Annotated in this window: 9 protein-coding genes; 4 read left to right on the forward strand and 5 right to left on the reverse strand. The window is 49.0% G+C overall.

From position 1 onward, the window contains the following. Nucleotides 1-94 precede the first annotated feature (94 nt). The 4 genes from KI379_RS15115 to KI379_RS15130 all read right to left on the reverse strand — a co-directional run bounded on the left by KI379_RS15115 (nucleotide 95) and on the right by KI379_RS15130 (nucleotide 3,343). Entirely contained in the window at nucleotides 95-1,276 is a 1,182-nt protein-coding gene (locus tag KI379_RS15115) for a Gfo/Idh/MocA family protein (protein ID WP_212984071.1), read from the reverse strand. A 35-nt stretch (nucleotides 1,277-1,311) separates the two neighbouring features. After that, nucleotides 1,312-2,133, reverse strand: coding sequence for a sugar phosphate isomerase/epimerase family protein (locus KI379_RS15120; RefSeq protein ID WP_212984072.1), 822 nt, complete (start codon nucleotides 2,131-2,133; stop codon nucleotides 1,312-1,314). 121 nt (nucleotides 2,134-2,254) lie between these two features. Next, nucleotides 2,255-3,094, reverse strand: coding sequence for a helix-turn-helix transcriptional regulator (locus tag KI379_RS15125; protein ID WP_212984073.1), 840 nt, complete (start codon nucleotides 3,092-3,094; stop codon nucleotides 2,255-2,257). 27 nt (nucleotides 3,095-3,121) lie between these two features. Further along, on the reverse strand, nucleotides 3,122-3,343 hold the full coding sequence (locus KI379_RS15130) for a DNA-directed RNA polymerase subunit alpha C-terminal domain-containing protein (RefSeq protein WP_076164582.1): 222 nt from the start codon (nucleotides 3,341-3,343) through the stop codon (nucleotides 3,122-3,124). A gap of 664 nt (nucleotides 3,344-4,007) precedes the next feature. Here KI379_RS15130 and KI379_RS15135 point away from each other — a divergent pair. Beyond that, nucleotides 4,008-5,246 carry a saccharopine dehydrogenase family protein gene (locus KI379_RS15135; protein ID WP_076164580.1) on the forward strand — a complete coding sequence of 413 codons (1,239 nt, stop codon included), beginning with the start codon at nucleotides 4,008-4,010 and terminating at the stop codon, nucleotides 5,244-5,246. A gap of 1 nt (nucleotide 5,247) precedes the next feature. Then, entirely contained in the window at nucleotides 5,248-6,375 is a 1,128-nt protein-coding gene (gene nspC, locus KI379_RS15140; RefSeq protein WP_076169227.1) for a carboxynorspermidine decarboxylase, read from the forward strand. Between the two features lie 196 nt (nucleotides 6,376-6,571). Here the strand turns inward: nspC and KI379_RS15145 are convergent, their stop codons facing one another. Next, on the reverse strand, nucleotides 6,572-9,169 hold the full coding sequence (locus tag KI379_RS15145; RefSeq protein ID WP_212984074.1) for a hypothetical protein: 2,598 nt from the start codon (nucleotides 9,167-9,169) through the stop codon (nucleotides 6,572-6,574). 167 nt (nucleotides 9,170-9,336) lie between these two features. Here KI379_RS15145 and KI379_RS15150 point away from each other — a divergent pair, with 167 nt between their 5' ends. Both KI379_RS15150 and dgoD read left to right on the forward strand, forming a co-directional pair. After that, the gene (locus KI379_RS15150) at nucleotides 9,337-10,236 is read left to right on the forward strand and encodes a helix-turn-helix transcriptional regulator (RefSeq protein ID WP_212984075.1); all 900 of its coding nucleotides are present in this window, start codon (nucleotides 9,337-9,339) and stop codon (nucleotides 10,234-10,236) included. A gap of 229 nt (nucleotides 10,237-10,465) precedes the next feature. After that, nucleotides 10,466-11,614 (forward strand): galactonate dehydratase, encoded by a 1,149-nt coding sequence (dgoD, locus tag KI379_RS15155; protein ID WP_076164573.1) that lies wholly within the window; start codon nucleotides 10,466-10,468, stop codon nucleotides 11,612-11,614. The last annotated feature ends 3 nt before the right edge of the window (nucleotides 11,615-11,617 follow it).

An 11,617-nucleotide genomic window follows, 5' to 3' on the forward strand; every position in this document is an offset into this window, starting at 1 on the left:
ACATATCGTTGTCGAGGAAATACCATCAAAACACTGCGCCGACTGCTGCTGGTTTTAACGCGCACTAGTCTAATTCATTCTGCAAAAGGTTCGCTTATTTGGAAAATGACTGCGTCATATCCGTTTTCAGCTCTTTGGACACGGACTTTTGAAACTTGGAAGTCGAAATCAGCTCTTGAAGCAGCTCCTCGTATTGATCCGCGTCAAATGGCACGGCTACCATTTGCTTGGTGAACGATGAGAGCATGATTCCGTTGGCGATGGTGACCGACCGGATCCCTTCCGTCCCTTCCGCAATCAGCTCGCCTTTCCCTGTGCTTATTTTTCGAATGAACTTTTCTGTGACCACCTTATGCCCTGTTTCCACGCTTGTATCCACTTCGATTTCCTCTTCTTCATACTCCACGTTCCCGAACCCGTCCTGCGTTTCGCGCAGATGCTTCAGCATAGAAATATGATTGCGGTAGATCCGAAGCTTATTGTTTTCGTACAGAAGTCTTCCGTTCTCCCCGACGATCTCCAGACGATTCACGCCCGGTGACTCCGCAGTCGTCACGATAAAATGCCCGATCATGCCGTTATCATGCTCGAAATAAGCGGTGACTTCGTCTTCCACTTCAATGTGGTGGTACTTGCCAATATGGGCATGTCCGCTGATTCTTGCCGGGATCCCGAAAACCCATTGATAGAAGTCGAGATTGTGCGGGCATTGATTGGTCAGGATGCCGCCTCCCTCCCCCGCCCAGGTCGCCCGCCAATCACCGCTGTCGTAATAGGACTGTGAACGGAACCAAGCGGTATTGATCCAAGTGGCTCTCGTCAGCTGCCCCAGTTCACCGCTGCCAACCACTTCCTTGATTTTTTTATAATAGGGAAGCGTCCGTTCCTGGAACATCATGCCGAACACCAGATCCGGAAACTTCTTCTTGGCCTCGGCATAAGCATCGATGGTGAGCTTGGCGTCATTGACATGAACGGCCAAGGGCTTCTCGCAGAGCACATGGATTCCGCGTTCGAACGCATCACTTGCAATGGCCGGGTGGCTGTAATGCGGCACCGCTATAATGACCGCCTCGAGCCCGGATTGCTCGAACAGCTCCAAATGACTGTAATAGGCCGTTGTGCTGCATTCGGCAGCAAACCTGTCCGCCCGCTCTTGAACCGTATCACACACGCCTACAAGCTCAATTTGCTCCATCGACTTTATATTATGGATATGCGTTCTTCCGATGTTTCCTAAACCGACCAATGCAAGCTTCACTTTCTGCACGCTCATGCTTATAGCCCCTCTCCTTTGAGTATTCGGTACGATTACGACCAAGCCAAGCCTTCATTTAACAGCAGCCTTTTTAAGGCTTGTGCCGCTATTCTAAATCGCTCGGGTCCTTCTTGTTCCGGGAATGCACGGTGCAGATGAGGCTCGATGGATAAAAATCCGGAAAAGCTTCTCTCCTTCAGTGCTTTAACAAACGCTGAAAACTCGCCGTCTCCTTCGCCTGCCGGGACAAACATGCGCGACTGTTGGTCTGCATCCTTGATATGTATATATTCGAGGTAAGTTGACAGCTGCGGGTACGCCTCACTCATCGGCATCACCCGGTTCATGACAAAATTGCCGGGATCAAAGGCAAGTCTCAGACAAGGAGAGTCACAATGCTGCAGAATGCTCAAGCAGCGCTCATCGGTATCTCCGTAAACGCCGCTATCATTTTCCATCAGCAGCGTAATATGTTCCTCCTCAGCTATTGTGGTCAACATCTTCATACGGGAGAGCACTTCGCCGCGGTAGTTCTCCGGTTCTTCATTGTCGGGGATGTAATAAGAAAATACGCGAATATAGCGGGCATCCAATTGTTTGGCGATATCCGATGCGCGCTTCAATTTCTCAAGTTCGGGGGCAAAGGGGTCTTGAATCGGGTATTTACCGATTGGCGAGCCAATGGAGGACACGCGAATACTTGTTTTGCTTAATGCAGATTTCAATCGGACCAATTCTTCATCGGTCAATTCCAGTACATTTTTACCATACACGCTCCGGAGCTCCAAATAGGAAATGCCTTCGGACACGAGCACGTCGAGCTGTTCCTCCAAACGATCGGAAATTTCATCGGCAAAACCGGTTAGTACCAGCACTCTTGCATCACCTCTCCTTAAATTCGCAGCGACTAGGCTTAACTGTCGATATGGATTAGTGTAGCAGGCGGCGAGAAGCTGAAGGTACTTCCCGGTTGACCAGGTTGATATCCTAAATGTTCTAAAATTGACTTTTTACCAAGCGTCTGTACTGCGTCGGTGTTTTACCCTCCCATTGCTTGAATACCTTGCTGAAATGGGAATGATTTTTAAAGCCCGTTTCATAACAAATATCCGTCACCGATTTCTCCGGGTCGAGCAGAAACAGGATTTTGGCCTGATTGATCCGTCTTCTGTAAATGTAATGAAATATCGTCATCCCCGTCACTTCTTGAAAAATGCGCACCAAATAATACTTGTTGATATGCAGGTTCTCTTGCAATTGGTCGAGACGAATATCGGTCATATAATGTTTTTCGATATAGGACAACGCGTTCTGAACGTGCTGCTCTTTTTCGGACGGGAAACCGGCTTCTTCTGTCACCGGCTTCATCAGCACTTGGCAAATGAAAAAAAGCGCATCCAGACACAAGACCCGAAACCGCTCATGGGAGACGGCATCCGGTGCGGAATATAAGCGGTTCAATTTACGCAGCATTTCTTCGAATTCACCCTGCTCCTCCATGCTGAGCTGAACTTTGTAGTTTCGAAGTCTTTCGAAAGGCTGCAGGGGATTGATCGAGAATACATGCTCGGATGCAGCTCGAAAGTAACCGGGATCAAAATTCAGAAGCGTCCGCACATAGGGATGTCCTTCAAAGCTCTTAGGCATATGGAGAGTCAAACCATGCATCACGATGAGCGTGCCTGGTTTGAGAACATGAATTTTGTCGCCGATCAAATACTGCCCTTTGCCCTCATGGAAATAAAAGATTTCATAGTGATCGTGGGATTGAAAATTCCCTGCCGTTACCGGGACGCGTTTTAAATATTCATATTTCAGCAGATAAGCAGGTTCCACACCGCTGCCTCCGATCCAGGGACTTTCTCAACTTTTGAATGACAGTCCATTTTCTTCTAAAGCGGTTCTAAGGATGGGTAAAGATTTCGGCCCCATTCCGTGAATTTTTAAAATCTCTTTTTCCGTATATTTGGAGAGTTCTTCCAATGAAGTGATCCCGTGATGCTGCAGTGCGTTTCTTGCCGGTGAAGCGAGCAGTGACAGAAATCCTTGGTCAGGGTTACGCTCTTCCTCATGTTTTTTCGCCATGTTTTCATCCCCTTCGATACGTTTGTGTCACCACAATATTAACACTTATTAGGAGTAAGAATTTCTTCTGATTTGCTCATTCTCAACGCTCATACACATCGTTCAGAGCTTGTCCAGTGTAAAACGATCTCATTTGTTTTAAATTTCCTCTTGCTCAATATTGCCTATCCTGCTATTATGGAGAAGCGTAAATTTTGGAAAGCGAAATATTCGGATATATTAGGATCTTTCCAAGCAGATAAACTTTGACCACTTCCCCTCGGGAAGTTAAGGCCATACGGACAGCCGGGTCAAATGCCGACTGGCAACTTTCGTTGCCTTATTGATTGAGTTAAAAGCTCAAATTTTATAAGTTGGTAACTTTATAACCAGTGCTGACGCACACAACTTGTGAAACGGTCAATAAGAGTGGTAAAAGTAATTATTTGCTATATAGACTCTGATCCTAACAAAGTATATTTGAATATTAAGAGCCCTTCCATGAAACGTAACGTTTTATGGCTGACTGATAAGCACACTAGGGGTTTGTCCGGTCATGCTTATTGGAATTTCTTATTATTTGACTATATCAAGCAAGTGTGATGCGCATGGTGCGTGTTTCGCTTGCTTTTTTGTTGCCGTTTTTACAGAAAAAATTGAATTGGATGAGGAGATTGATTGAAAAATGGGAAAAGCACTAATCATCGGCGCCGGTGGCGTAGCATCTGTAGCAGTTCATAAATGCGTTCAAAACAGCGATGTCTTCGAAGAAATCTGCATTGCCAGCCGTACCAAGTCCAAATGCGATGAACTGAAAGCAAAACTTGACGGTGGAAAAACCAAAATTACGACCGCACAGGTCGATGCCAACAACGTGGATGAGCTGATCGCTCTGATTAACGAAGTGAAGCCAGATATCGTAATGAACCTGGCCCTTCCTTACCAAGATCTGACGATCATGGATGCTTGCCTGGCAACCAAAACACACTACATGGATACGGCTAACTATGAGCCGGAAGATACGGCGAAATTTGAATATAAATGGCAATGGGAATACCGCGAGCGCTTCGAACAAGCAGGTATTACAGCTCTGCTCGGCAGCGGATTCGACCCAGGTGTTACCGGCGTATTCTCGGCTTACGCGCTCAAGCACTATTTTGACGAAATTGAATACATCGACATTCTGGATTGCAACGGCGGAGATCACGGCTATCCTTTCGCCACCAACTTCAACCCGGAGATCAACATCCGTGAAGTGTCCGCTAACGGCCGCTACTGGGAAAACGGGGAATGGATCGAAACGAAGCCGATGGAAATCAAACGCGAGTATAACTTCGCTGAAGTCGGCCAAAAGGATATGTACCTGCTGTACCATGAGGAGCTGGAATCCCTTGCGCAAAACATCCCTGGACTGAAGCGCATCCGCTTCTTCATGACATTCGGCCAAAGCTACCTGATGCACCTCAAGGCGCTTGAAAACGTAGGAATGACCTCCATCGAACCGATCGAATTCGAAGGAAAACAAATCATTCCGCTGCAATTCCTGAAGGCCGTGCTTCCGGACCCGGCTTCCCTCGGACCTCGTACCGTGGGCAAAACCAACATCGGCTGTATTTTCAAAGGGAAAAAAGACGGCCAAGATAAAACTTACTATGTCTACAACGTTTGCGACCACCAAGAGTGCTACAAAGAAGTCGGCTCCCAAGCAATTTCTTATACAACTGGCGTTCCTGCCATGATCGGCGCTGCGATGGTCCTCACCGGCAAATGGAACAAACCGGGCGTATACAACGTCGAAGAGTTCGATCCGGATCCATTCATGGAAGAGCTGAACAAATGGGGACTGCCATGGGTAGAAGACTTTAACCCAGTGCTGGTTGACGCCTTGCCTGAAGAAGCAAGAGAGCCGGAGCTTGTTCGTTAAGATGCGGTTCGAGGAGTTACCTACACCCTGTTTTGTAGTCAGTGAAGAACTCATTGAGAAAAACCTGAACATTTTGAACGGTGTCATGCAGCGTACGGGAGCCAAGATCGTGCTTGCGCAAAAGGCTTTTTCCATGACCGAGATGTACCCGCTTATCGGAAAATACTTAAGCGGTACGACCGCCAGCGGATTATTCGAGGCACGGCTGGGCCATGAGGAAATGGGCAAAGAGAATCATGTCTTTGCCCCCGCTTACCGTGAAGATGAGATCGACGAAATTGTTTCCATTTGCGACCATATCATTTTCAACTCCTTCTCCCAGCTGGCAAAGTATAAGGATAAAGCTCTTGCAGCCGGCAGAAAAGTTGGCATTCGCATCAATCCGGAATGCTCGACGCAAGTGGGACATGAAATCTACGATCCCTGTTCCCCGGGGTCAAGATTCGGCGTGAAGCGGGAGGATTTCCAGCCGGAACTGCTTGAAGGTGTTACGGGACTGCACTTCCATACCCTGTGCCAGCAGAACTCCGACGATTTGGAAACCACGCTGAATGCGGTCGAAGATAAGTTTGGACAATGGCTGCCGCAAATGGAATGGATCAATTTCGGCGGAGGACACCACATCACGAGAGACGACTACGATATTCCGAGACTCGAGGCTTGTATTACTCGAATGCAATCCAAATACGGCTTGGAAGTCTACCTCGAACCCGGAGAAGCCATCGCGCTGAATGCGGGCTATATGGTCACTTCCGTGCTGGATATCCATCGCAACGGCATCGAGATCGCCATCGTGGACACCTCAGCCACCTGCCATATGCCGGATGTGCTGGAAATGCCGTACCGTCCGCCGCTGATCGGTTCAGGCGAAGCCGGTGAGAAGCCGTACACCTACCGGCTCGGCGGTCCGACCTGCCTTACGGGCGACGTCATCGGAGACTACTCCTTCGATCAGCCGCTTCAGAGCGGCGACCGATTGGTATTCGAGGACATGGCGATCTACTCCATGGTCAAAACGAATACCTTCAACGGCATGCCGCTGCCAGCCATCGCCGTGCAGGAGAAAGACGGCAGCTGCCGTGTCGTGCGCGAGTTCGGCTATCAGGATTTCAAGATGAGACTTGCTTGATGAATAAGAAAAACGTCTATCGACGTACCTTCAAAGAAGACAGACCGCGTCTAGAGGAAGTTTTTCTTGCGAGATCAGGAAGCAGAAGCTCCGAAACTTATACTTTCTGATCTCTTAAACAAAGCCTTAACCCTCTCACAAGGGTTAAGGCTTTTTGGTTTAACGTTTTCTTTTTAAGATAAAGCCTCGTATAGACTTACTTAAGAATAACCTTCAAATAGGCTAATTCCCCTGGCTGCATGATCATTTGTGCATCTTTACCGCTGCTTGGAATCTGGCGAACCACTTCCTCCAGCGGATTAACCAAGCAGGCAGCCTCGACTTCTCTATCCATTACGCTAAAGGTATACTCGGACGGCTCGGTTCCGGCATTTCGCAGGGTCAGAATAAACCCATTCCCATCCACAGCCGGTTTCACGTATAGCAGGACGACTGTACCGCTTGACTGGCTAAACCACTGCCCTTCTTCCTCCCGATCACACATCACCGCCGCATTCATGGCTATAGGATCCGCAGCGGCTATGCCCGCACGATATGCCTCAACGGGATCAAATTGCCCGAACGGACTTAGCTCATAATGCAAAACGATCTCTCCAGGTTGACTGGCCCAGAAGTTGGTATCCCAATAATTGTTCATGGCCCATGCAAGCAGCAGCGGATTTTCCTGGCGGTCGATCTGCTTACTCTCCTTGCCGAAATGAAAATCGCCGATTTGAACGAGCGGTGCATCGGGACAAGCTAAGGTGATCCCCTTCTGCTGATCATAGATGGATACCGTCTGGTCAACGGTCACCCAGTCCCGGCAAGCGGTGCCAAGCTGCTCCCTGTCTAGTTCGACTAACAAGCCGGCTGTATCATAATGGGCGCGCCAGCCTTGATCCATCTGCAGCGGAAAGGCGAAATAGATCGACTCAGGCGTCCTTATATCCGATTTATTCATGGACGCGGAAAGACAGATCCGGGGATGGATGGCAGAAAAGGTAATCCGCTGTTCCAGCCGGGAAACCCCCGGCGCTTCAAGCTGCAAGACATACGTCACCGAATCACTGGTTTGTTCGACCGAATAAGCTTGCAGCCGGTTGGCACCGGCACGCTTTGCTTTCCATTCATGATTCCAGACGGATATGCTGCGATTCCCTTTGTCGACATCCCGCGGGAACAAGGTGCTTCGATGCTCAGGATTGTGGCGTCCGTCGATCGACTCCTGAACAAACTCAAATAACGTCCATGGGCTCTTTTCGTCGAGCATAGGCCACTGATGTATCTTATCGAATAACTGCACAATTCTTCCGCTGACAGGGTTGAATGTCATCCGGTAAAATGGCGTTTCGATCATCCCTTCCGTGACCGAAATACGGTTGGACGAGACGGTCAGCCGGGCTTCTAGCCTGGCAAACGGGATCTTTTTCCACGAAAATGGCGCCATCTCTACCGTTCCATACGATTTATAGCTCTGTACCTCCTGCATGTACGGCAAGAAATCCATGACGCGCGAAGCGGCTAAATGACGACCGCTGCCGAGGTAATATTGAGGGACCTTGACCTCCGCATACTGCGTTTCACTTGAGGTGTTGACCAGCATAACGCCGCCAGGCTCATCGGATTGCAGCGGGTTCGCTGCAACCGTTTCCATTTGTTTGGCATACACGTAAGCAGACAGGTCTGCCGATTTGTACGCCGTCACCCTCTTGTGCAGCTGCATCGAAATCGAAAGCGGATGGTCAGGAAGGTTAACCGAGCCCCAAGAACCCCAGGTATGCTCATCATACAGCAGCGCCTGCTCCCATGCCTCGGTTTTCGCTTTCGTGTACTGCAGGTTTGGCGCCCCTTGGATCGCTTCAAGAAAATCCGCCTTCTTCAGATTTTGCTTCGTTTGGCGAACGATCTGAGTTTCTTTCGCGGAACTTCCCGCACCGAAATTCCAGTAGTCTGTCCAATCGCCCGAATGAGTCTCGATTTGTTCTTTCGGCACCTGTCGAACCCGCTCCAGAAGCATCTCCGGGGTCGCGAAAATCACCTTCTGGTCATGTCCTTCTGCATTGTATCGGCGGATCAGCGACAGCAGGTTCGGGTCCGGGCAGTTATTGTCATACAGCGGCGGATTGGTAGCCGTTAAGTACACGAAATCGTATGGATAGTCCCCTCCCTCCAAACGGTCGATATAGTCCCTAATCCCTTGCGCCATCAGCTGGGTATCATCCTGACTCGTGTGGAAAAACTGGCTGAACAGAGAATAATGCTCGCCCAGGAACGTCAGCAGCTGGCGGTTGTCGGGGGTTGTCCAGTTAAACACGGCAGGACGTGGCAGCGGTATGCCCCCGAAATGGACGTTAATCCCTGTAATATAAAACTCGATTCCCGCATCGAGCAATACCTGGCTGAGCGGCCATGGCTGCCCGTTGACATCATGATTTATTGCCGTTTTAATGGAGACGCCAAATCGCTCCCGCAGCTCGCGAACCGGCTGAAGCATTCGTGCAAGCTGATCCGTATGTACAAGCGGCGTCGTATGCATCGGAAGTGCAGCTATACTGATCTGTCCATTGTGCAGCAATCTGCGGAAATCGGAAATTTGCTCAGAGGCGGCTGTCTCCAGCCACTGCATCACGGGATACGTGGCCTCGCAGGTCCAGCGGAATTTTGAGTCCTCGGACTCATGCTCCGATTGAAGACACAGCCGGATTGCTTCATCAATATAGTCTTTCTGCAGCTCCAGCAGTAACGGCTGGGGATGCGTGTAGCCGATATCCAGGTGACTATGGTGCAAACACAATATTTCTTTGATTTTCGCCATTCCTGTCACGCTCCTAAAACTCTATGCATTCGTCATCCTTCATCTTCAGGGTTAAATGATAAATCTCTTAAAAATTGTATCAAGTTCTGTAGGCTGCGTATTTACAGAAACGTATATCTTTTATACAATCGTCATGCCTATTTTCGGAGAAAAGGAGATGGTCTGTAATGGATTTTGCCAATCTTCATCCTTACGTCTACCATGCCTGCCTATATCCATTTTCCAGAGGCCAGAACAGCCTGTCGCGTACTTGCTACGCTTCTTCGCTCTATCTGATCAGCGAGGGTAAGGGCATCATTCGCTTTCGGGGAGAAGACCACCCGGTCGTTCCCGGTTCTCTTGTTTATATGCCTCCCGGTTTGCTTCACGACTGGTATGCAGATTTGGAAGAGCCAATGGTTCACTATTGCTGCTATTTTGATTGGATGTATATCGATCGCAGAGAAGCCTTCTCGACGCCCAACATGATCTGTTTCGACCTTTCTCAACTGCAGCCTTCGCTCATTGGGCCTGCGTTTCCTGTGCCGATTCCCGAATTGATGATGGTAAGCAAGCTGCGAATCTGGATGGATGGGTTTGAGACTTTTTTTAATAACAATGAATACATAAACGAGCGAACCTATTATCGGGGCCTGAAGATTCAATCCAATTTTCAGCAGTTCATGGAGTACTTCCTCAACTTCGCTCTCAGGGAGAACAATATCCCCGATCCGAGAATGCTTCATCTTTTAGAACGGCTGGATCAGGATTTGATGACCGGCAGCGTGAAGCCGCTGGAAGTGTATTTCCGGGAGCTTCACATCAGCCGCGGCTATTTTTTCGAAAAATTCCATCAGGCCACCGGCTTATCACCCACGCAATATATGAACCATTTCCGGATTAACCGTGCCAAAGATGATCTGCGGTTCTCCCATTTGAGCATCACGGAAATTTCCGAGAAATACGGCTTCTCGTCGGTTCATTATTTCTCTAAGCTGTTCAAGCAGTTAACGGGAACGCCGCCAAAAGAGTACCGCGCAGCTTATATCAGCGAGGGATTGAGGCAGGTAGAAGTTTTTGCACCATAGTCAGGGGCGTGAGTCTGCCAGCGCGCTCCCTCTTGTTCGAAATGCTAATTAAAAAAAGACCGCTTTTTGCGGACTTTTTAGTATACTCTTGGTATACAGCCAAGTTCATCGCAGCGTAATTTGCAGATTTCGACTCTAACAGGAATGACATGATGCGAGGTGAGATGATCTGATAACGTAAAGCAATCTTTTGCGGCTCATTAAAAATATGAAATAAGGTGGGTTACGAATGAAAATTACAGGTTACGAATTATTCCTTGTACCACCACGCTGGTTATTTTTAAAAGTCGAAACGGATGAGGGCATTGCGGGTTGGGGAGAGCCTGTTATTGAAGGGAAAGCCGCAACGGTAAAAACGGCGGTCGAGGAGCTGATGACTTATTTAATCGGCAAGGACCCTTTGCGCATTGAGGATCACTGGAATGTGATGTACCGTGCCGGATTCTACCGCGGCGGCCCGATCCTGATGAGTGCGATTGCCGGCATAGACCAGGCACTGTGGGATATTAAAGGAAAGTTCTATCATGCACCTGTCTATCAGTTGATCGGAGGCGCTTGCCGGGACTCGATGAAAGTGTATTCCTGGATCGGCGGGGATCGCCCAAGCGAAACGGCACAAATGGCGCTGGAGTGTGTGAAAAAAGGTTTTCAAGCCGTCAAAATGAATGCAACTGAAGAATTGCAATACATCGATTCCTTTGACAAGGTTGAGAAAGTGTTGGAAAACGTAGCGGCGATTCGGACCGCTGTCGGGAACCACATCGGAATCGGAATCGATTTTCACGGCCGCGTACATAAGCCCATGGCAAAAGTACTGGCTAAAGAGCTCGAAGTGTTTCGACCCATGTTTTTAGAGGAACCTGTGTTACCTGAACATAATGAGGCATTAAAAGAGATCGCATCGTTAACCTCCACTCCGATTGCGACGGGAGAGCGGATGTTCTCAAGATGGGATTTTAAGCATCTGCTGTCCGGCGGTTACGTGGATATCATTCAGCCTGATTTATCCCATGCCGGAGGCATCACGGAATGCAAGAAAATCATCAGCATGGCGGAAGCCTACGATATCGCGGCTGCTCCGCATTGTCCGTTAGGTCCGATTGCACTGGCCGCCTGCTTACAGGTCGATGCCACCGCACACAATGCCTTCATCCAGGAGCAGAGCTTAGGCATCCACTACAATCAAGGAAATGATCTGCTTGATTATTTGATCGATCCCGCTGTTTTCCATTATGAAAACGGTTACGTTAAAATCCCGGACGGCCCAGGCTTAGGGATCGAGATTAACGAAGAAAAGGTGCGCGAAATGGCGAAAATAGGCCATCAATGGCAAAATCCGCTGTGGCGCCACAAGGACGGAAGCGTAGCCGAGTGGTAGAAC

Source organism: Paenibacillus cineris, from assembly GCF_018333335.1.
Lineage (GTDB): Bacteria > Bacillota > Bacilli > Paenibacillales > Paenibacillaceae > Paenibacillus_AQ > Paenibacillus_AQ favisporus.